The sequence below is a fragment of the Marinobacter sp. UBA5687 genome, assembly GCF_002420325.1.
Taxonomy (GTDB): Bacteria; Pseudomonadota; Gammaproteobacteria; order Pseudomonadales; family Oleiphilaceae; genus Marinobacter; species Marinobacter nauticus.
The window spans coordinates 26,887-47,778 of record NZ_DIHV01000162.1; the positions used below are offsets into that span (position 1 = coordinate 26,887).

Annotated in this window: 20 protein-coding genes and 1 pseudogene; 11 read left to right on the plus strand and 10 right to left on the minus strand. The window is 58.1% G+C overall.

Annotated elements, in window-relative coordinates; all coding sequences use genetic code 11:
* Positions 1–117: 117 nt before the first annotated feature.
* Positions 118–1,581 (plus strand): IMP dehydrogenase, encoded by a 1,464-nt coding sequence (guaB, locus tag B3Y70_RS17420; protein ID WP_199453938.1) that lies wholly within the window; start codon positions 118–120, stop codon positions 1,579–1,581.
* Positions 1,582–1,646: 65 nt separating this feature from the next.
* A complete protein-coding gene (gene guaA, locus B3Y70_RS17425) occupies positions 1,647–3,224 on the plus strand; it encodes a glutamine-hydrolyzing GMP synthase (RefSeq protein ID WP_014421253.1) in 1,578 nt (525 codons plus the stop codon).
* A 122-nt stretch (positions 3,225–3,346) separates the two neighbouring features.
* On the opposite strand, the gene B3Y70_RS17430 is transcribed toward guaA, so the two are convergent.
* The gene (locus tag B3Y70_RS17430; RefSeq protein ID WP_080530605.1) at positions 3,347–3,496 is read right to left on the minus strand and encodes a hypothetical protein; all 150 of its coding nucleotides are present in this window, start codon (positions 3,494–3,496) and stop codon (positions 3,347–3,349) included.
* Positions 3,497–3,566: 70 nt separating this feature from the next.
* Positions 3,567–3,974 (minus strand): Cd(II)/Pb(II)-responsive transcriptional regulator, encoded by a 408-nt coding sequence (cadR, locus tag B3Y70_RS17435; RefSeq protein WP_063142036.1) that lies wholly within the window; start codon positions 3,972–3,974, stop codon positions 3,567–3,569.
* A gap of 81 nt (positions 3,975–4,055) precedes the next feature.
* Here cadR and B3Y70_RS17440 point away from each other — a divergent pair, with 81 nt between their 5' ends.
* Positions 4,056–4,961 (plus strand): cation transporter, encoded by a 906-nt coding sequence (locus tag B3Y70_RS17440; protein WP_153740021.1) that lies wholly within the window; start codon positions 4,056–4,058, stop codon positions 4,959–4,961.
* Positions 4,962–5,067: 106 nt separating this feature from the next.
* On the opposite strand, the gene B3Y70_RS17445 is transcribed toward B3Y70_RS17440, so the two are convergent.
* The 6 genes from B3Y70_RS17445 to B3Y70_RS17470 all read right to left on the minus strand — a co-directional run bounded on the left by B3Y70_RS17445 (position 5,068) and on the right by B3Y70_RS17470 (position 12,480).
* Positions 5,068–5,976 carry a cation diffusion facilitator family transporter gene (locus B3Y70_RS17445; RefSeq protein WP_042924023.1) on the minus strand — a complete coding sequence of 303 codons (909 nt, stop codon included), beginning with the start codon at positions 5,974–5,976 and terminating at the stop codon, positions 5,068–5,070.
* A gap of 108 nt (positions 5,977–6,084) precedes the next feature.
* Complete coding sequence (locus B3Y70_RS17450) at positions 6,085–6,279, minus strand: DUF6316 family protein (RefSeq protein WP_044629833.1); 195 nt, start codon at positions 6,277–6,279, stop codon at positions 6,085–6,087.
* A gap of 80 nt (positions 6,280–6,359) precedes the next feature.
* Entirely contained in the window at positions 6,360–9,506 is a 3,147-nt protein-coding gene (locus B3Y70_RS17455; RefSeq protein ID WP_044629832.1) for an efflux RND transporter permease subunit, read from the minus strand.
* 14 nt (positions 9,507–9,520) lie between these two features.
* Positions 9,521–10,735 carry an efflux RND transporter periplasmic adaptor subunit gene (locus tag B3Y70_RS17460; protein ID WP_009575228.1) on the minus strand — a complete coding sequence of 405 codons (1,215 nt, stop codon included), beginning with the start codon at positions 10,733–10,735 and terminating at the stop codon, positions 9,521–9,523.
* A 23-nt stretch (positions 10,736–10,758) separates the two neighbouring features.
* Positions 10,759–12,030 carry a TolC family protein gene (locus B3Y70_RS17465; RefSeq protein ID WP_288590231.1) on the minus strand — a complete coding sequence of 424 codons (1,272 nt, stop codon included), beginning with the start codon at positions 12,028–12,030 and terminating at the stop codon, positions 10,759–10,761.
* Between the two features lie 102 nt (positions 12,031–12,132).
* Positions 12,133–12,480, minus strand: coding sequence for a hypothetical protein (locus tag B3Y70_RS17470; protein WP_153740020.1), 348 nt, complete (start codon positions 12,478–12,480; stop codon positions 12,133–12,135).
* Positions 12,481–12,586: 106 nt separating this feature from the next.
* Between B3Y70_RS17470 and B3Y70_RS17475 the strand changes: the two are divergent.
* A pseudogene (locus B3Y70_RS17475) lies at positions 12,587–12,844 on the plus strand (mercuric reductase); the annotation flags it as partial.
* A 15-nt stretch (positions 12,845–12,859) separates the two neighbouring features.
* Here B3Y70_RS17475 and B3Y70_RS17480 read toward each other — a convergent pair.
* Positions 12,860–13,816, minus strand: a complete 957-nt coding sequence (locus B3Y70_RS17480; RefSeq protein WP_153740019.1) for an arsenic resistance protein — start codon at positions 13,814–13,816, stop codon at positions 12,860–12,862.
* Between the two features lie 408 nt (positions 13,817–14,224).
* On the opposite strand from B3Y70_RS17480, the gene tadA reads away from it, so the two are divergent.
* Genes tadA through B3Y70_RS17500 form a run of 4 tightly spaced genes read left to right on the plus strand, consistent with a single transcriptional unit; the run spans position 14,225 to position 17,533 of the window.
* Positions 14,225–14,737 carry a tRNA adenosine(34) deaminase TadA gene (gene tadA / locus B3Y70_RS17485; protein WP_286714336.1) on the plus strand — a complete coding sequence of 171 codons (513 nt, stop codon included), beginning with the start codon at positions 14,225–14,227 and terminating at the stop codon, positions 14,735–14,737.
* Positions 14,734–15,723, plus strand: a complete 990-nt coding sequence (gene galE, locus B3Y70_RS17490) for a UDP-glucose 4-epimerase GalE (RefSeq protein ID WP_288590234.1) — start codon at positions 14,734–14,736, stop codon at positions 15,721–15,723. Before tadA ends, galE begins: the two co-directional genes overlap by 4 nt.
* 33 nt (positions 15,724–15,756) lie before the next feature.
* On the plus strand, positions 15,757–17,103 hold the full coding sequence (locus tag B3Y70_RS17495) for a UDP-glucose dehydrogenase family protein (RefSeq protein WP_022991079.1): 1,347 nt from the start codon (positions 15,757–15,759) through the stop codon (positions 17,101–17,103).
* A gap of 19 nt (positions 17,104–17,122) precedes the next feature.
* Positions 17,123–17,533: an HIT domain-containing protein gene (locus B3Y70_RS17500; RefSeq protein WP_153740016.1), complete on the plus strand. Its 411-nt coding sequence runs from the start codon at positions 17,123–17,125 to the stop codon at positions 17,531–17,533.
* An 11-nt stretch (positions 17,534–17,544) separates the two neighbouring features.
* Here the strand turns inward: B3Y70_RS17500 and fabR are convergent, their stop codons facing one another.
* Positions 17,545–18,171, minus strand: a complete 627-nt coding sequence (gene fabR, locus B3Y70_RS17505) for an HTH-type transcriptional repressor FabR (protein ID WP_014421258.1) — start codon at positions 18,169–18,171, stop codon at positions 17,545–17,547.
* 204 nt (positions 18,172–18,375) lie between these two features.
* Between fabR and aspS the strand changes: the two genes are divergently transcribed.
* The 3 genes from aspS to B3Y70_RS17520 form a co-directional block, all read left to right on the plus strand.
* A complete protein-coding gene (gene aspS / locus B3Y70_RS17510; protein ID WP_286714339.1) occupies positions 18,376–20,175 on the plus strand; it encodes an aspartate--tRNA ligase in 1,800 nt (599 codons plus the stop codon).
* 69 nt (positions 20,176–20,244) lie between these two features.
* Complete coding sequence (gene ruvC, locus B3Y70_RS17515) at positions 20,245–20,772, plus strand: crossover junction endodeoxyribonuclease RuvC (RefSeq protein WP_286714340.1); 528 nt, start codon at positions 20,245–20,247, stop codon at positions 20,770–20,772.
* 30 nt (positions 20,773–20,802) lie between these two features.
* A partial coding sequence (locus tag B3Y70_RS17520) for an OB-fold domain-containing protein (protein WP_288590238.1) occupies positions 20,803–20,892 on the plus strand: 90 nt, incomplete at its 3' end.

Sequence of the window (20,892 nt, forward strand, 5' to 3'; positions counted from 1 at the left end):
GGTTTACTGTCCTTACGCACCACTTTATAATAGATCGATTAAGGATTTTGCTTTGTCGCACCGCCGCGGGTGCGGCACGGAAATTCCCAACTTAGCATGTTCAAAAGGCGGATCCCAATGCTGCGTATTGCCGAAGAAGCCCTCACGTTTGACGACGTTCTGCTCGTGCCCGGATATTCTGAAGTTCTCCCTCACCAGGTCGACCTGAAAACCCAGCTGACCAAGGGTATTACCCTGAATATTCCGCTGGTGTCGGCGGCCATGGATACGGTAACCGAGGCGGAGCTGGCCATTGCCATGGCCCAGGAAGGCGGTATCGGTATCATGCACAAGAACATGACGGTGGAGCAGCAGGCGGCTGCTGTCCGCAAGGTCAAGAAGTTCGAAAGTGGTGTGGTCAAGGATCCGATCACCGTATCTCCCGAGACCACCGTGCGCGAGCTGGTCGATATCACCATGGCCAACAATATCTCAGGCCTCCCGGTTGTGGATGGCAATGACCTTGTCGGTATCGTGACCGGCCGTGATATCCGTTTCGAAAGCCGCATGGATACTCCGGTGCGGGACATCATGACGCCCAAGGACAAGCTCGTTACCGTCAAGGAAGGCGCCGATCTGGACGAGGTAAAAGAGCTTCTGCATCGCCACCGCATCGAGAAAGTTCTGGTGGTAAACGACCAATTCCAGCTCCGTGGCCTGATCACGGTAAAAGACATCCAGAAAGCCAAGGACTACCCGCTAGCGTGCAAAGACGAGCAGGGGCGCCTGCGAGTTGGTGCCGCGGTCAGCACTGGCGGCGACACCGAAGCTCGCGTTGCCGCACTGGCAGAAGCCGGCGTGGATGTGATTGTGGTTGATACCGCCCATGGCCATTCCAGGGGCGTGATCGATCGGGTTCGCTGGGTGAAACAAAACTACCCGGATGTTCAGGTCATTGGCGGTAATATCGCCACCAGTGATGCTGCCATCGCGCTGGCCGAAGCTGGCGCTGACGCTGTGAAGGTAGGTATCGGCCCCGGTTCCATCTGTACCACCCGGATCGTCGCCGGCATTGGTGTGCCCCAGATTTCTGCGGTTTCCAATGTCGCCGCTGCCCTGAAGGACCGCGGTGTGCCACTGATTGCAGACGGCGGTATCCGCTTCTCCGGAGACATCGCCAAGGCCATTGCTGCTGGCGCTCACTGCGTCATGATCGGCAGCCTGCTGGCAGGCACCGATGAGGCTCCGGGTGAAGTCGAACTGTTCCAGGGCCGCAGCTACAAGGCGTACCGTGGCATGGGCTCTATCGGCGCGATGGGCCAGGGTTCCAGCGACCGTTATTTCCAGGATGCCAGCAAAGGCATCGAGAAACTGGTGCCGGAGGGCATTGAAGGCCGTGTGGCCTGTAAAGGCCCGATGCGCAATATCGTGCATCAACTGGTTGGCGGTATCAGGGCCTCCATGGGCTACACCGGTAGCGCCACTATGGACGAAATGCGTACCAAGCCCGAGTTTGTTCGCATTACCAATGCCGGTATGCGTGAGAGTCACGTTCACGATGTGACCATCACCAAAGAAGCGCCCAACTACCGAATCGGTTAATCTTTGCCTGATCAGACGCGGCCCGGTTTCCGGGCCGCGTTGTTTCTTTACAGCCCGAGGACTCCATGGCCCAGAACATTCACGACCACCGTATCCTGATTCTCGATTTCGGTTCCCAGTACACCCAGTTGATCGCCCGTCGCGTTCGCGAAATCGGCGTTTACTGCGAGATCAAGGCATTCGATATCACCGATGACGAGCTCAACGAGTTCAATCCCAAGGGGATTATTCTGGCGGGCGGCCCCGAATCGGTAACCCAGCTGGGTGGCCCGCGCGCGCCGGAAGGTCTGTTTGATCGGGGCATCCCGGTCCTGGGTATCTGCTACGGCATGCAGACCATGGCTGAGCAGCTCGGTGGTCGGGTGGCCAGTTCCGAGAAGCGGGAGTTCGGTTACGCCCAGGTGAAAGTGCGTGCCAAGGGTCCACTTCTTGCGGACATTACAGACCATCTGACGCCGGCCGGTGAATCTCTGCTGGATGTGTGGATGAGCCACGGTGACAAAGTGGTGGCCATGCCTGAAGGTTTTGAACTGCTGGCTTCCACTGAAAGTGCGCCGATTGCAGCCATGCAGGATCTGAGCCGCGGCTTGTTCGGTGTCCAGTTCCATCCGGAAGTGACGCATACGCTGCAAGGCAAGCGAATTCTGGAACACTTCGTGATGACCATCTGTGGCTGCGAAGCGCTCTGGACGCCGGCGAAAATCGTGGATGACGCGGTTCGGCAGATCCGGGAGCAGGTCGGCAGCGACAAAGTGTTGCTGGGCCTGTCCGGTGGGGTGGATTCTTCGGTTACGGCGGCTTTGTTGCATAAAGCCATCGGTGACCAGCTTACCTGCGTGTTCGTGGACAACGGCCTGCTGCGTCTGCACGAAGGCGATCAGGTGATGGACATGTTTGCCAGTAACATGGGCGTGAAGGTTATCCGGGTTGACGCCGAAGATCTGTTCCTGTCCAAGCTCAAGGGTGTGAACGACCCGGAGCAGAAGCGCAAGATCATCGGTAACACCTTCATTGACGTGTTCGACGACGAAGCGGCCAACATCAAAGATGTGAACTGGCTGGCCCAGGGCACCATTTACCCGGACGTAATCGAATCTGCGGCGTCCAAAACCGGTAAAGCTCACGTCATCAAATCCCACCATAATGTGGGTGGCTTGCCGGAAACCATGAAGATGAAGCTGGTAGAGCCGCTGCGCGAGCTGTTTAAAGACGAAGTGCGCCGGATCGGCCTTGAGCTGGGTCTGCCATACGACATGGTGTATCGCCATCCGTTCCCGGGGCCGGGGCTGGGCGTTCGTATCCTCGGCGAGGTCAAGAAAGAGTACGCGGACATCCTCCGCCGTGCCGACGCGATCTTCCTGGAAGAGTTGCACCGTGCTGATCTGTACCACAAGACCAGCCAGGCGTTTGCCGTCTTCCTGCCGGTGAAATCAGTGGGTGTAGTGGGTGATGCCCGTCGCTATGAATATGTCATCGCTATTCGCGCGGTTGAAACCGTCGACTTCATGACGGCTCGCTGGGCGCGCCTGCCGTATGAATTGCTCGAAACCGTGTCAAACCGGATTATCAACGAAATCTCCGGTGTTTCGCGGGTAACCTACGACATCTCTTCCAAGCCGCCTGCAACCATTGAGTGGGAGTAGCCGGCAACGACGGGCACTCTCTGGTAACCGTCTGTCAATGACAGGCGTTCATTCAACCCGGCGCCATTGCCGGGTTGTTTGTTTTTGGACTTTGATTAATTACCTGGAATTACCCGGTTTTTCTATTTGAACCTCAGTGCATCCACCAGCAAGCGAAACAGCGGGGATGATTGACGGCGACTCGGGTAATACAGGTAATAGCCGTCATAGGTGGTAAACCAGTCATTCAACAGACTGACCGGTTTTCCGCTGTGCAGTTCTTCTCTCACCATTGCGGTCGGCGCCTACGCTGGAAAAATGCCCCTGTTACAGAACGTTCAGGAGAGTTTTTGGAACCGGGTGTCAGCCGCTCGAAACCGGAGTAGCCGACAAATTCCGCAATATGCCGCATTGCTCGACTGTCCGACGGTTTGAACAGCTGCGGCGCAGCATTCTCAGTTGCTCGTTCAGTTTGGTTAGTTCCTGGATACGCGCCTCCACCTGCTCGATATGCCTATCCATCATCCGATTCACATCATCACATTGCGCACCGGGTGACCGGTTTAAAGCCAACAACTGCCGGATCTCCGGCAAACTGAGATCCAGGCTGCGGCAGTGCTTGATGAACAGCAAATGCTCAACGGCAGCTTCATCGTACAGGCGAAAATTGCCTTCACTGCGTTCTACAGAGGCAATCAAATGTTCCTTTTCATAATGCCGGATGGTTTGCACGGAGCAGCCAGTCACTTTCGACAGTTCGCCGATTTTCATCATCTCTCAATATTCCGATTGACTCTATAGTTGTTATAGAGTTTATAGTGGCTGTCTGTACATCCACAAGGGCTTTATTCGATGTCTGACCCGTGCAATGACAACTGTCAGAGCAACAAGATTGCCAGTGCCCCCACCTCTGGGATAGCGAATACTGACGTAGCTTTGCAGCATGGCTATGTCAGTGACTACCGGGTACCAAAAATGGACTGCCCGTCGGAAGAGGGGATGATCCGCATGGCTCTGGACAGTATTGAGCCCCGCGTTTTACTGGAGTTCGATACACCGAATCGGAAGGTGCGGGTATTCCATGGCGACAATGGGGCTGCCATCGAGGAGAGGATGCGCTCCCTGGGGCTGGGTGCCACGCTGGAAAAAACCACCCCGGTGGGGGAAGGGGATCTAGTCCTGGCCAGGGAGAAGGAAGAGGCAACCGCCCAGGTCGAAGCCGGTATACTGAAGTGGTTGCTGGCCATCAACGGCGTTATGTTCGTGGTTGAACTGACAGTAGGCTGGCTGGCGCAATCCACTGGCTTGATCGCGGATTCTTTGGACATGTTTGCTGATGCCGCCGTCTATGGCGTGGCACTGTATGCCGTTGGACACAGTGTACGGATGAAGCTGCGCGCTGCGCATTTTTCCGGTTGGCTTCAGTTGATTCTGGCGCTGGGAGTCCTGGCTGAAGTCGGGCGGCGATTTGTCTTCGGCAGCGAACCTGTATCCGCGTTAATGATGGGTTTTGGTCTTGTGGCCCTGGCGGCCAACGTCTGGTGTCTGGTGCTTATCGCAAGAAACCGGCACGGCGGCGCACACATGAAAGCAAGTTGGATCTTTTCGGCTAATGATGTCATCGCCAATGTGGGGGTTATCGTCGCCGGTGTATTGGTCGCCTGGACGGGCTCCCGTCATCCCGACCTGGTCATTGGTCTGATCATCGGGCTGATTGTGCTGAATGGCGCCCGGCGTATTCTGCAACTGCGCTATTAGTCTCTGGCTCTTTCTCGCTGCTCGGATTCATGCCGGCAAAATTCCGCGCCTGGGCGGCCTATTAAAATAGTCGCCGCTCTCGCCGATGCTTATGGAGAATTTTCTGTCAACCGTGCCCATAGGTGTGGGCATCCTTGTGCATGTGGTCCGGGTGCTCGAATTCCAGTGTTGAATGACGTATGTTGAATTCCTGCGCCAGAGCCTGTTTTATCCTGTATTTGATATTCTCAAGCTGATCCCATGCACTTTCCTCGATAATCACATGGGCCTCCAGCGAGGCATCGTGTTCGCCCATCTGCCAAAAATGCACATGGTGAAGGTCGATAACGCCTTCGATGTTGGAGAGGGCAACAATGACGGCATCGGTATCGATGTCCACCGGGCTACCCAGCATGAGTGTTCTGATGGTGCCGCCGATTTCTGTCAGGCCCAGGTAGAGAATATAGCCCGCGATACCGATGGTGATGGCAGGATCAACCCAGCGCATGTCGTAGAGCAAAATAAGAGTCCCGCCAATGACCACGGCGACCGACGCGAGTGCATCCGACAGATTGTGAAGAAACAGTGCACGGATATTGACGCTGTCTTTCTGCATCGAATAGGTGAGCAACGCTGTCAAGGCGTCCACAGCCAGAGCGATACCACCAAGCCAGACGACCCACCAGCCCTTTACCTCTGGAGGATCGATTATCCGCATGCCACCTTCGTAAACCAGGTAGATCCCGATAATGATCAAGGTAGTGTAGTTGATGAGAGCTGCAACGATTTCAATGCGTCCGTAGCCAAAGGTCATCCTTGCGTCAGCCTGGCGGCGCGCAATTTTTTGCGCCGCGAACGCGATGACGAGTGAGGCCATGTCAGAGAAGTTATGCAAGGCGTCCGCGATAAGGGCGAGACTGCCGGCAAAGATACCTCCCCCAATCTGAGCCAGGGTCAGGATCCCGTTCGCCCAGATGGCGATGGCAACGCGTTTATCCTTGGTCTCGGGGGGTATATGCACATGGTCGTGACTCATTGGGTTAACCTAGTTGGTGGCTATTTATAAAGAGGCATCTGCTGTATTCAGCTTACTCTGTGCCTGGTCGCCTGTACCTTGGCGACTTTGTGGATTTTGGGCCATTGGCTACTCATCCATTTTGACAGTTTTCAGGAGTTCCGCAAGGCTGTCTTCGGCCGCTTTTTTGTTCGGGAATGGCCCGATATTTTGACCTTCACGGGTTAAAAAATACCAGTCACTGTTGATGGCGTGGATGCGATGTGTTCGAAAGGGTGAGGCTTCTTTCAAGTCATCTATTCGTTGCTTGGGTGGATCGTTCATAGTCTTTCCAGGATATAAACCGCAATAAAAGAACATTGAAAAAATCATGGGGAGATTCCCCCCCCACGATGGAGTGTTGGTTAACTATCAGTGTCGTGATTAATGTCGCCTGTGGGCGTGGAGTTACTGGCACTTCTGCCATGCAACAGCGCATAGAGCACAGGGAGTACAAACAACGTCAACAGGGTGGACGAGATAATCCCGCCGATCACCACGGTCGCCAGAGGACGCTGTACTTCGGCACCGGTGCCGGTATTGAGTGCCATGGGTACAAAGCCGAGGCTTGCTACCAGGGCGGTCATCAATACCGGCCGTAAGCGGATCAGGGCGCCTTCGACAATGGCCTTCATCAGGTCACCCTGCTCGTGCCACAGATCGCGGATAAAGGCGATCATCACCAAGCCGTTTAACACCGCCACCCCGGAGAGGGCGATAAAGCCAACACCCGCCGAGATCGACAGGGGCATGTCTCGCAGCCACAGGGACAGAACCCCGCCGGTGAGGGCCAGTGGCACGCCGGTGAAGATGATCAAGGCATCTTTGAGGGAGCCGAAGGCCATCACCAAGAGTGCGAGGATGATGGCGAGGGTCACGGGCACCACGATGGCAAGCCGCTGACTGGCGGACTGCAGTTGCTCGAAGGTCCCGCCGTAATCCAGCCAGTATCCGGCGGGTAGGTCCACGTCGTCCGCAATGCGCGCCTGTGCTTCCTCGACAAATCCGCCCAGGTCGCGGTCCCGCACGTTGGCGGTGACCACCACCCGACGCTTGCCGTTTTCCCGGCTGATCTGGTTGGGCGCCGGAGCCAGCTCCAGCTCGGCCACTTCCGACAGGGGCACATAGCCACCGTCCGGCAGGGGGACAGGTAGGTCCGCGAGGCTGTCCACATCCCGGCGGATGTCTTCGGGAAGACGCACCACCAACTGGAAGCGGCGGTCGCCTTCGTAAATCAGGCCGGCGTTTTCGCCCCCGACACCGGCTGCCACCAGATCCTGGAGATCATCCACGGTCAGCCCGTAGCGGGATAGCGCCATGCGCTTGGGGTGTACCGACAGCATGGGCAGGCCGGTCACCTGTTCGACCCGGGCATCGGCGGCGCCCTCCATGGATTCCACAACCTCAAGGACGTCGTTGGCCGATGCCAGCAGCTGATCCAGGTCATCGCCGAACACCTTGATGCCGAGGTCGGCGCGCACGCCGGAGATCAGTTCGTTGAAGCGCATTTCTATGGGCTGGGTGAACTCATACTTGTTGCCGGGAAGCATTTCCACCGCTGCTGCCATTTCCGCCACCAGTTCATCCTTGGTTTTGTCTGGGTTCGGCCATTGGCTGCGGGGCTTCAAGATAACAAAGTTGTCCGCTACGCTGGGGGGCATGGGGTCGGTGGCCACTTCCGGCGTGCCGATCTTGGCGAACACCTTGTCCACCTCCCCAAAGGCCTTCAGCCGTTCTTCCAGCTGCGATTGCATCTCGATGGACTGCTCCAACCCGGTGCCCGGGATGCGCAGGGCATGGAGTGCAATATCCCCTTCATCCAGTTGTGGAATAAATTCCGACCCCAGGGTGGTCGCCAGCCAGAGACAGACCGCTACCAGCGTGGTCGCGCCGCCCAACACCAGCCAGCGGAACCTCATAGCCACCCGCAGCGCAGGCCTGTAGAGCGATTTAGCACCGCTGATTACCGGGCTTTCCTTTTCGCTGATCTTGCCCCCCATAAAGACCGCAACAGCGGCGGGCACCACGGTCAGTGACAGCACCATGGCCGCCAGCAGTGCCATTACGACAGTGGCCGCCATGGGGTGGAACATCTTGCCCTCGACCCCGGTGAGAGCAAAGATCGGCAGGTACACCACAGTAATGATGGCGACACCAAACAGGCTGGGACGAATCACTTCGTTGGTGGCCTCGAACACCAATTGCAGACGTTCCTTGAGGGCCAACTGACCCTGGTGCTGGGCCTGGGACAGGCGCCGGATACAGTTCTCGACGATGATGACCGCGCCGTCGACGATCAGGCCGAAATCCAGCGCCCCCAGACTCATCAAATTGGCGGATACGCCAGACCGCACCATACCGGTGATGGTGGCGAGCATCGAAAGCGGAATGACAGCTGCCGTGATCAAGGCGGCGCGCAGGTTGCCCAGCAACAGAAACAGCACCACGATCACCAGCAGTGCCCCTTCAAGCAGGTTCTTCTCCACCGTGGCAATCGCCTTGTCCACCAGGGCTGTGCGGTCGTATACCGCCTCCACCTTGACGCCGTCGGGCAGGGAGGGCTGAATGGCCTCCAGCTTTTCGGCCACCGCCTGTGCTACCGCCCGGGAATTTTCCCCCACCAGCATCATGGCGGTGCCCATCACCGTTTCCTTGCCGTCGCGGGTGGCGGCGCCGGTGCGCAGCTCCTTGCCAATGGCCACTTCAGCTACATCGGCTACCCGGACTGGCACACCATCCCGGTTGGCAATCACCACCTGTTCAATATCGCCAATGGTGGCCAGCTGCCCGGGCGAGCGCACCAACAGCTGTTGGCCGTTGCGTTCGATATAGCCGGCGCCGCGATTGGTGTTATTGGCCCGCAGGGTGCTGACCAGTTCATCCACCGTGATGCCGAACTCCAGCAACCGTTGGGGCGACGGCGTGACGTGGTACTGCTTGTCGTAGCCGCCAATGGTGTTGACCTCGATCACGCCGGGCACCTGGGCCAACTGGGGTTTGATGATCCAGTCCTGGATCTCACGCAGTGCCGTAGCGTCCAGCGGACTGCCATCCGCTTGAGTGGCACCGGGCAGGGCTTCTACGGTGTACATGAAGATCTCGCCAAGACCGGTGGCGATGGGACCCATCTCCGGCTCCAGCCCGGGTGGCAGCGCGCTCTTGATGGCGCCCAAGCGCTCATTGATCAGGTTGCGGGCGAAATAGATGTCCGTGCCTTCCTCGAACACCACCGTGACCTGGGACAGGCCGTAGCGGGACAGGGACCGGGTATAGGACAGGTTGGGCAGGCCGTACAAGGCCGTTTCCACCGGGAAGGTGATGCGTTGCTCTGCCTCCAGGGGCGAATAGCCCGGTGCCTCGGTGTTGATCTGTACCTGGACATTGGTGATATCCGGCACCGCGTCGATGGGCAGGCGCTGAAAACTCCACACGCCCACGCCGACCAGCACCAGAATAAGGGATAACGTTAAAAACCGCCGCTCTACCGAGAAGCGTAAGATGGCGTTTATCATCAAAGCCTCCTGGGTTAGTGGTCGTGGGATGCGCCGGATTTTTCGATATCGGCCTTGATCAAATAACTGTTTTCCACCACATAGCGATCGCCTGCTTGCAGGCCGCCCAGCACCTCAGTCAGGTTGCCGTCGCTGCGGCCCAGCTCCAGTGGGCGGATCTCGTAGGTGTCATCCACCTGAATAAACACCACGGTCCAGTCCCGGAAGGATTGCAGGGCGCGGTTGTCAACCACCAAGGGGGCCTCCACCGTTTCCACCACGATATCCCCGGCCACCAGCAAACCGGGGGTCAGCAGTCCCTCGGCATTGTCGACTTCGACCCGGGCCAGGGTGTAGGGCGCGTTGCCGGGTGCCGGCAGCAGGTGGCGGATGGTGCCTTCCCGGTCAATGCCGTCAGCCTTCAGTCGGACTTTCTGGCCAATGGCAACCTCGGCCCGTTGGCCGGGGAAGACCTTGAATTCCGCCCACAGAGTGGTCAAATCGGCAATGGCGAATAGGGGTTGCTCCCCGGTCATTTCTCCGTTGCTGATCCGACGCTCAATGACGATCCCGTCGATGGGCGCTCGCAGTGCGTAGGTTTGCAGGCTTTCGTTGGACTCGACTTGAGCGAGCACGTCACCACGCTCGACCCGATCGCCCAGATTGACCTTCACCTGGCTGACCACGCCCGGGAAACGGGCGCGGATCCGGGCAATCTGCTGCGGTGCCGTGGTCAGGCTGCCGTAGGTGGTGAGGCTGCGCTCGATGGCACTCGGCCCGGCTGCGGCCGTTGTGATACCCGCTTTTCGGGCGATAGCCGGGGCGATCCGGGTGCGACCTTCGTGGGATTCCCAGTGCCAGCGGTAGTTCTTGCCGTCCATGGCGAGGCTCACTTCTACGTCGAAGGAGTGGGGTTCGGTCACCACGCCATCCCCCAGCCAGTAGTCCCCCTGGTAGGCGAAGTCGAAGGTGTCCACTTGCCCACCCAGGCGGGTGAGCTGGACATTGAGGTCAATATCATCAGTAACGGCGCGGCCATCCCTGGTGACCCAGGCCCGGTATTCCGGTGGGACCCCCTGCTCGAAGATCTGCAGTTCGACGGTGGCGTCGTTCTGTTGCAGCAGTATGCCGCCGTGAGGCCCCCTGGCCTCTGCCTGCGATTCGTCGTGTTGTTCCTCGGCAGCTTGTAAGGGGCTGATGGCAAGGCAGGTGGCCACCAGAATCAGACAGAGTTGTTTTATCAGTTGCATGGTGTGAATCCTGAATTTGTGGGTTAGCGCGTCGGGGCGCCCGGAACAGTCGCGAGTGGCTGCGCCGTAAGTTGTTCGATCAACGCCTGGTTGAGCAGCGCCGTGGTGGCGGCGTCGACCAGTGCCTCCCGTGCTGAGAGCAGCTCCCGCTGTGCGGCGGTCCACTCCACATAGCTGTAGCGGCCGTTTTCATAGGCTTCGCGGGTCTGAGTGAGTGCCTCGGTCAGGTCGGGAAGCATTTGGCTGCGAATCTGCTCAACAGTCTCGATGCTTTGTTGCCGCAAGTGGTAGGCGTCGAACAGGCGCGAATGGAGGCGCAGCAGGGTATCCTCCCGGCGGAATCGGACCTCATCCCGCGCCGCCAGGGCGGCCTGCACCTCGCCGCGATTGCGCCGTCCGGAAAAGAGCGGTACCGAGAGCCCAGCGGTCAAGGCCGTATCATCCGTCTCTTCGAAGCGCCGGATGCCGACCTGCCAACGGATGTCGCTCTCGGACTGGCTGCGCGCCAGCTGAATTTCCGCTTCGCGGATACGCTGTTCGCTGGCGTAGATTTGAATGGCCGGGCTGTCGCTGACCCGCTGGTACAGAGCAACGAAGTTGTCGGAGGAACCGAACTGGAACAGGTCGCCTTCCAGCATTTGAAAGTCCGGGCTGGTCTCACCCCACAGGGAAGCCAGAGCCATTTTCCGGCTCTCGTAGGCGGCTCGCAGATGGGACTGCTCAATACGACTCTGGGTGAGCGCGGCCCTGGCGCGCAGGACTTCGGCCTGGGGCGCCGCGCCGCGGTCGGCGCGACGGGTGACGATCTCGTGGGTGGCCTCGGCCAGCGCCACGGCTTCAGCGGCGAGTTGGAGTTTTTCCTGCAGGGCCAGGGTGGCGACAAAGCGCTGGGTCACCTGTCCGAGCACATCCAGGGTCTCGGCCCGGCGCTCGGCCTCGACGCGCCCGTATCGTGAGTCAACCACGCTGACGCGGGCCTGACGCTTGCCGCCAAGTTCGAGAACCGATGACAGGGATAGGGTGTACTCTGCCCCGTCAACTCCTCGCAGATTGTCGCTGCCGAGGAAGTTTTCCACTTCCAGGCCGGCCTCCAGGGCAGGATTTTGATCTGCCGTAATGCGGCGGCCATCAAGGCCCTGAAGGCGAAAATCGAAGACCTGGAGGCCGGGGTTTTGCGCCATGGTCCGCGAGAGGGCCTCGGACAGAGTGAGCGGTTTCTCCCCGGCGTGTGCCAGGGCAGCACCGAATGCCAGCGCTAGAAGGGAAAAGGCATGGATAATAGAGTGGGACGGCATTGCGCGCCGCCCAGTTTTCATGGGCATTCTGAAAAGCATGAGGCTGCTCCTACGAAAGTCTAAATGACAGTTGTTCCCCGGGTGGGGAAGGTATTCGCAGGGTCAGGAAACGGGAGGGCGGAAAAGGGAGGATTGAACCCCGGTGGTGAAGTTGGCTTGGTAGTCGGACTGTACTATTCCCGCAGCCAAGCCGGAAATGTCTGTGAGGGTTCCCAGCAACACCATGTGAAAGCAGCTGTGGCTGTGATGGCCATGGTCCGCTGAATGACTGGGGCTGTCGGGAGACGACTTGGTTGCCTGATTTTCGCTGGAAAAATCCGCTGATTCGTGTGAATGCTCATCATAATGTGGCATTGCGGGGTTGTGCGGTTGTGCTTCATAGGCAATAGATGCCACTGACTGCAAAGCAATCAACAGCGTCATTGCGACTATGAAACAGCGTTTAATCATGCAAGTGGTCCCGGAATTTGATCGTGAGCCTAGCAGAAAGGCAACCACATAGAAAGGACTGGACTCCCATGGCGTTACGTGTGTCCGTAGTGCGCTGCCCTGAGTGGCGGGCGATTGCACCGACCAACCGCAGTTCGTCTATGTGGCTGCCGCCGGGGGCAGCCGGGCCGGGATCAATATGGCCGGCGGCGACGCTATGCTCGATCTTCGCGCCATGCCGGCGGTCATGGCGATGCGGGCCAATATGACCGTGCAGAAATTGGCTGAAGAGCTGTTTCCCTACCGGACCACAGTGGAAGGGCTCAAGCACTGCGCCCAGACTTTTACCAAGGACGTGACTCAATTGTCCTGTTGTGCCGGGTAAGGCTGCGTTCCCGGCTCAGTCGGAATGCCTGATCAGGTGCGGCAGCCAGCGCAGATACGCGACCATACCGAACAACTCGACCAGGGATTGGAAAACAATGACAACGACAGCGGCCCGCCAGGGTTCCGGCAGTGACAGGGCCAGTGGCAGCATAACGAAGGAGTTTCGGGTGCCAAAGCTGAAGGTGAGGGTGCAGCTGGTAGTGGGTGTGAACCCGAATAGTTCGCTGAGCCCCTTGCCGATAATGGCGGCGGCAACCAGGTAAAGTACAAAGACTAGGAGCGCGGACCACAGCAGGGCGCCATTGTCGATCACCAGGCTGACCTGGGAGCCGGCAATCAGAAACACCACCAGCGCCAGCAATGGCACGGGCAGACACCCAAGCCAGTCCACCAGTGTTTGCGCTCGCTGGTGCTTTTCCGTCAGCCGTTCGGTTAACCAGGCCAGGATCAGCGGAGTGACAATCAGTCCGAAGAAGGCTGGCAACAAGTGGCTGCCAACCGCCAGTTCAATGGCGATATTGCCCATGAAGAGCCAGATGTAAACGGGCAGCAAAATGAGCTGGACAATCAGGAGGATCGGCGCGGCCGCGATGGCCCGGGCACCGTCCCCGCCACCGAGATGGGTAAAACTGATAAACCAGTCCGTACAGGGTACCAGCAGTACCAGCAGCACGCTGAGACGAATAGCGGGATCATCCGGTAACAGCCACAATAGAAGACCAACGACCACTGGTATCAGAATAAAATTGCCCGTCAGCAAAGCGGCCAGAAAGCGGCGATCACGAAATGCCGACCTGAGATGTATCAGTGGTACCTGAGTGAAAGTGGTGTACAGGAGAACGCCCAGTGCGGGCCAAAGCAGCGCTTCCCAATGACGGGTCTGCTCTGATGACATCCAGCCGATGGTCATGCCGGCCAGGATGGCTAGGAGATAAAGCCAGACTTGATATCGCTCCAATTGTTCGCGCATTTAAGGCTGTTCCCGCTGTTTTTTCGAGGGCACGATAGTATCATTGGGGCGCAATGAACTCCCGACACTTGCCCTGAGCATTTCGGCAGGCTTCGAGGGGGACTGAAATCTCTTTAGGTTGGGTCGGGAGAGATACGGTAAAATGGTTAGCGTCAGCGTTATACCTTTTTTCTGACAGTAGCGGGGATGGGCGTCTCCACAGGGTTGGTGGCTTTTTACCCGGTTTGGCTGGTTCTGACCCTGTTGAGAGGAGCTGCCAGTAAAAAATGAAATTATTTTTAAGGAATTTCTGAGCATGGTATTTATCATGGTGTTACCGATTATCAGTATAATAAGCCGTTGAAAATAAAAGACAAAAATGGCTTATTGATAATAGAGTGGGAATAAGCGGCCGGGAGCTGTTTGACGGTGACGACAGCTGCTGAGGATGAGTTCTGGATGACCCGGGCACTGGCCCTGGCCAGCCAGGCGGATGCTGCCGGTGAGGTGCCGGTAGGAGCCGTGGTTGTGCTTGACGGCAAGGAAGTGGGTGCGGGCTTCAATGCACCGATTTCCGGCTGTGACCCCACGGCCCATGCGGAAATCCGGGCGTTACGGGATGCGGCGGCCCGGGTGGGCAATTATCGATTGGCCGGTGCCACCTTGTACGTCACCCTGGAGCCCTGCACCATGTGTGTCGGTGCGATCGTTCACAGCCGTGTTAGCCGGTTGGTATTTGGTGCCCTTGAGCCCAAGGCCGGAGCGGTGGAATCAGCCAGGCGAACCCTGGAAGAGTCGCACCTGAACTGGCGGGTAGAGGTTTCCGCTGGGGTGTTGGCAGAGCAATGCGGCCAGGTGATATCTGAATTTTTCAGCCGGCGTCGCCGTGAAATCCGGCAACGTCGCAAACAACACTCAGGGAAGGGAAGCGAAGCTCCATGAAAGTACTGGTAACGGGCGGTGCCGGGTACATTGGCAGTCACGTTGTGCGTCAGCTGGCGGCCGCAGGTCACGACATTGTCGTCTTTGATAATTTGTCTACCGGCTATCGCTGGGCCGTGACCGCCGGCGAGTTGGTGGTGGGTGATCTCGCCGATGAGCAGGCGCTTGAAGCGGTGTTCTCCGAACACAAATTCGAGGCGGTGCTGCATTTTGCCGCCAATATTGTGGTGCCGGAATCGGTTGCCAACCCCCTTAAGTATTACAGCAATAACACCCGTAACACCCTGAATCTTCTCAAGATGGTTGAGCGCCATCAGGTTCCCTACATGGTGTTTTCCTCCACCGCAGCGGTTTACGGCATGCCCGAACAAACCGTACTGACGGAAGGCCTTCCGCTGGCGCCCATCAACCCCTACGGTGCCTCGAAAATGATGAGCGAGCGCATGATGATGGACCTCGCCGCCGCCAGCAGTCTGAATTACGTGATCCTGCGCTATTTCAACGTGGCCGGTGCCAATCCGGACGGCTTGTTGGGGCAGGCAACGCCGGAGGCAACGCACCTGATCAAGGTAGCCTGCGAGTGCGTGACAGGGCAGAGAGATGGTATGAGCGTGTTTGGCACCGACTACGAGACCCGTGACGGTACCTGTATCCGTGACTACATCCACGTGGAAGATCTGGCCAAGGCCCATGTTATGGCGCTGGATTATATGGCCAAAGGTGGCGAGTCCCAGGTACTCAATTGCGGTTATGGCCGTGGTTTCACCGTGCGTGAAGTGATCGATGTGGTGAAAGCCGAGTCCGGCGTTGATTTCCCGGTACAGGAAACCGAACGCCGAGCCGGCGACCCGGCCGCGCTGATGGCCGATAATACACGGATCAAGAGCGTGCTGGGCTGGCAGCCGGATTACGACGATCTGAATACCATTGTGCGGACCGCGCTGGCCTGGGAAAAGATCTGGCAGCAAAAGAAAGCAGGCCACTGACAGTTTTCATTCTAAATTTTCAGGAAGAGTTGCATGAAGATTACGATTTTTGGAACCGGTTATGTCGGGCTTGTGACCGGCGCCTGTCTGGCGGATGTCGGGCACCACGTGCTGTGCATGGACGTTGACCAGGGCAAGATCGAAAAACTGAAGAACGGCCAGATTCCTATTTACGAGCCGGGCCTGGACAACATCGTCAAGCACACCGTTGAGGCTGGTCGCCTGGCATTTACCACGGACACTGAAGAGGCGGTCAAACACGGCACTCTCCAGTTTATTGCCGTTGGCACGCCACCGGATGAAGATGGTTCTGCGGATCTTCAGTATGTTCTGGCCGTGGCGAAATCCATTGGCCAGCACATGGAGGATTACAAGGTGGTGGTGGACAAGTCCACCGTACCGGTCGGGACTGGCGACAAGGTCAAGGCGGCGGTTCGTGCCCAGTTGGACAAGCGGGGGCTGGAACTGGATTTTGATGTTGTGTCCAATCCGGAATTCCTGAAAGAAGGCGCTGCCATCAACGATTTCATGAAGCCGGACCGGATTGTGGTTGGCACCGAGAGCGAAAAGGCGGCGGATCTGTTGCGGGAAGTGTACTACCCGTTCAACCGCAACCACGATCGCATGATCTTCATGGACATCCGTTCTGCGGAGCTGACCAAGTACGCCGCTAACGCCATGCTGGCCACCAAGATCAGCTTCATGAACGAAGTGGCAAACCTGGCCGAGCGGCTGGGTGCGGATATTGAAGAAGTGCGCCGGGGTATCGGTTCAGATCCGCGTATCGGTTACCACTTTATCTACCCGGGTTGCGGTTACGGCGGTTCCTGCTTCCCGAAAGATGTGCAGGCCCTGGCCCGCACCGCCCGCGACTGTGATTACGAATCCAAGCTGCTGAATGCAGTGGAAGCCGTCAACTATGCCCAGAAGCACGTGCTGTTCGACAAGGTCTCGCATTACTTCCAGGGTGACCTGAAGGGCAAGACCGTGGCGCTGTGGGGGCTGGCGTTCAAGCCCAACACCGACGATATGCGCGAAGCGTCGTCCCGCACCCTGATGGAAGATCTCTGGAAAGCCGGTGCGAAGGTGCAGGCTTTCGATCCGGAAGCCATGGAAGAAACCCAGCGCATCTACGGGGATCACGAGGGACTGACTTTGTGCGGTACCAAGGAACAGGCGTTGAAGGGGGCTGACGTATTGGTGATCTGCACCGAGTGGAAAGAATTCCGGTCACCGGACTTTGATGTGATTGCCTCAACCCTGAGTGAGCCGGTGGTGTTTGATGGTCGCAATCTGTACGAGCCGGAAATGCTGGATCGTCATGGCCTGATCTACTACGCCATTGGCCGCGGCCGTAACCAGTTCCATTCAGCGGTCTGACGGTCGGGGAGGGGTGTTGATGTTCCAGCTTCACGAGCGTTTGGCGGCGGATACCCACAAGCTGGGGGAAAGCCGTCTGTGTGATGTCTTGCTGATGAACGACAACACCTGGCCCTGGGTTATCCTGGTACCCCGCATATCAGGCATTCGGGAAATCTATGAGTTGCCGAACGAGCAGCAGCAACGCCTGCTGTTCGAGTCCTCTGCATTGAGTGAGGGGATGATGCAGCTGTTTGGCGGCGACAAAATGAATGTGGCGGCGCTGGGCAATATGGTGCCGCAGCTTCATCTGCATCATATTGTGAGGTTTGAGGGCGATGCCGCGTGGCCCGGCCCGGTATGGGGCAAGCAGCCTCCTGTGCCTTACACAGAAGAGCAGCTAGCCAGTGTGAAAGCAAAGCTGCAGCCGCTACTTGAGCAACTTGCCTAAGCTTTAGTAGCTCAATCCAGACCCTGCTGCCACTGGGCCAGGGTCTGGGAACCTACCAGAATCATTCTCAGCTCGGTTTTCAGTTTCTGCTTGAGTTCTTCACGCTCTTTCGGGGTTGCATCCAGCGCCTCAGCGCCCTGATTGAAGACCAGTGTCACCATGGCTTCGGCGACAATCCTGGCTTCCGCAAGGGGTTTGTTCTGTTCGTCGGCAAACCGGCCAAGGTCGTCGGCCAGCTCCGTTACGAAATGGTCGATCTCTGCTTTCACCGCCGTCCGGAACGGCTTGGATACGCCGGTGCGCTCCCGCAGCATCAGGCGGAACAGGTTGGCGTTGTTGCCCAGGTACTCCATGAAGGTATCCACCGAAGTGGAAATCGCACTGCCGTCCCGGGCAATACGTTTACGGGCCTGGCGCATCAGCTGTCGCAGGGCCACGCCGCCTTCGTCCACCAGGGCCAGGCCAAGTTCGTCCAGCTCGGCGAAGTGCCGATAAAAGGAGGTGGGGGCAATGCCGGCCTCCCGGGCGACTTCCCGCAAACTCAGGCTGCCAAAGCCCCGGTCTGCGCTCAGTTGGGCGAGGGCAGCGTCCATCAGTGCTCGACGGGTTTTCAGTTTCTGTTCCGCTCGGGTGGCCAACGTCTTACTCCATGGTCCGGTCAAACCATGCATTCTAGCCCCCGGTTTTTTGATAGTCATCCCGCTGCCGGATATCCGGTGTCAATTCTGTTTCCGGACGCCTGATTTTCAAAGCCATTGTGTTTATAATGGGCGGCTTTTCGGCTATAGCCGCCCAAATTCTTTGATTCAACGCGAACACATTCAGAACGAACGGGAACCGATATGCGCAGCCATTATTGCGGTGGGATTAACGAATCTCACATCGATCAGGAAGTCACACTCTGCGGATGGGTACACCGCCGCCGTGACCACGGTGGGGTCATCTTTCTGGATCTGCGAGATCGGGATGGCATGTCTCAGGTTGTGGTCGATCCGGACACCCCTGAAAGTTTTGCTCTGGCGGAGAAAGTCCGCAGCGAATTTGTTATCAAGGTGACCGGCCGCGTTCGTCGTCGTCCGGCGGGTACCGAGAACAACAACATGCCCACCGGCCAGGTCGAGCTGTTGGGCAAAGAGCTGGTCATTCTGAACGCAGCCGCCACCCCGCCGTTCCCGCTGGATGAGCACGTCGATGTGGGTGAGGATGTTCGCCTGCGCTACCGGTTCGTAGATCTGCGTCGCCCGGAGATGATCAACCGTCTGCGGTTCCGCTCCCGTGTGACCAGCTACATCCGTAACTTCCTGGACAGCCGCGGATTCATGGATGTGGAAACCCCGATCCTGACCCGTGCCACCCCGGAAGGTGCCCGTGACTACCTGGTACCGAGCCGTACCCACGAAGGTTCCTTCTTCGCTCTGCCACAGTCGCCGCAGCTGTTCAAACAGTTGCTGATGGTGTCTGGTGTAGATCGCTACTACCAGATTGCCAAGTGTTTCCGCGATGAAGATCTGCGTGCCGATCGTCAGCCCGAGTTTACCCAGGTGGACATCGAGGCTTCTTTCATTGATGAAGAAACCCTGATGGGCCTGAACGAGGAAATGATTCGTTCCCTGTTCAAGGATGTGCTGGATGTTGAGCTGCCGGAGTTTCCGCGCATGCCGTATTCTGAAGCCATGCAGCGTTACGGCAGCGACAAGCCGGACCTTCGTATCCCTCTGGAACTTCAGGATGTGGGTGATCTGGTGGAAAGCGTGGACTTCAAGGTGTTCGCTGGTCCCGCCAAAGATCCGAAAGGCCGTGTCGCCGCCCTTCGCGTGCCCAAGGGTGCCGAGCTGACCCGTAAACAGATTGATGACTACACCAAGTTTGTTGGTATCTACGGTGCCAAGGGCCTGGCCTACATCAAGGTAAACGAACTGGCCAAGGGTGCCGAAGGCCTGCAGTCGCCAATCGTGAAATTCCTGGGTGACGACGTTGCGCTGGCCATCATGGAGCGCGTAGGTGCGGAAGATGGCGATATCGTCTTCTTCGGCGCTGATAAGGCTACCGTCGTGAATGAAGCCCTGGGCGCCCTGCGTATCAAGGTAGGACACGACCTCAATATGCTTACCTGCGAGTGGGCACCAATGTGGGTTGTAGACTTCCCGATGTTCGAGGAGCTGCCGGATGGCAATCTGACCGCCATTCACCACCCGTTCACGGCGCCGTCCTGCAGTCCGGAAGATCTGGCAGCAGACCCGGCGAACGCCTTGTCCCGTGCCTATGACATGGTTCTGAACGGTACCGAGCTGGGTGGTGGTTCCATCCGTATCCACGATGGCAAGATGCAGGAAGCCGTATTCCGCATCCTCGGCATTGGTGAGGAAGAAGCCCGCGCCAAGTTCGGCTTCCTGCTGGATGCACTGAAGTTCGGTTGCCCGCCGCACGGTGGCCTGGCCTTTGGCCTGGATCGCCTGGTGATGCTGATGACCGGTTCTTCGTCTATCCGCGATGTCATCGCCTTCCCGAAAACCCAGAGCGCCACCTGTCTGATGACCCAGGCGCCGGGCGAGGTTGATGAAAAGCAGCTGAAAGAACTGCACATTCGCCTGCGCCGCTCTGCCAAGGCCGTTGAAGGCAACAAGGCAGAAGACAAAGAGTAAGGGCACAATGCCGGAGGTGGTGCGCCACCTCCGGCCTGGCCAAACTCTCCCACTTCCGAGGGCAGACGGATGGCAATCATCCTGGGGGTAGACCCCGGCTCCCGAATCACTGGTTACGGTCTTATTCGTTCTGAAGGCCGGGTTCTTGAGTACCTCGACAGTGGCTGCATTCGCGTAGGTGAAAAGCCAATGGCGGAGAGGCTGCAGACCATTTTCCACAGTCTCGCCGTGCTGATTGGCGAATATCGCCCGGAGGAGTTCGCTATCGAGCAGGTGTTCATGGCGCGGAATCCGGACTCGGCCCTGAAGCTCGGTCAGGCGAGGGGAGCTGCAATCGTCAGTGCCGCCAACAGCGGCCTGGCGGTCCATGAGTATTCTGCCCGACAGGTGAAGCAGGCGGTGGTGGGTACTGGTGGAGCGGATAAATCCCAGGTGCAGCACATGGTGCAGGCGCTTCTGGGGCTGTCCCGAAAACCACAGGCGGATGCCGCCGATGCCCTGGCCATTGCCCTCTGCCATGCCCATATGAACCAGAGTGTATTACGTATGGCCAGGACCGGAGGTAAGGTCAGAAGCGGCCGCGTACGCCAACCATAAGCGGCGGTTTGCCGCGACAGGAGAGCCCGTTTGATTGGTCGAATCCGAGGAATGCTGATTGAAAAGTCTCCCGGGCAGGCGCTGGTGGAATGTTCCGGCCTGGGTTACGAAATTGACATT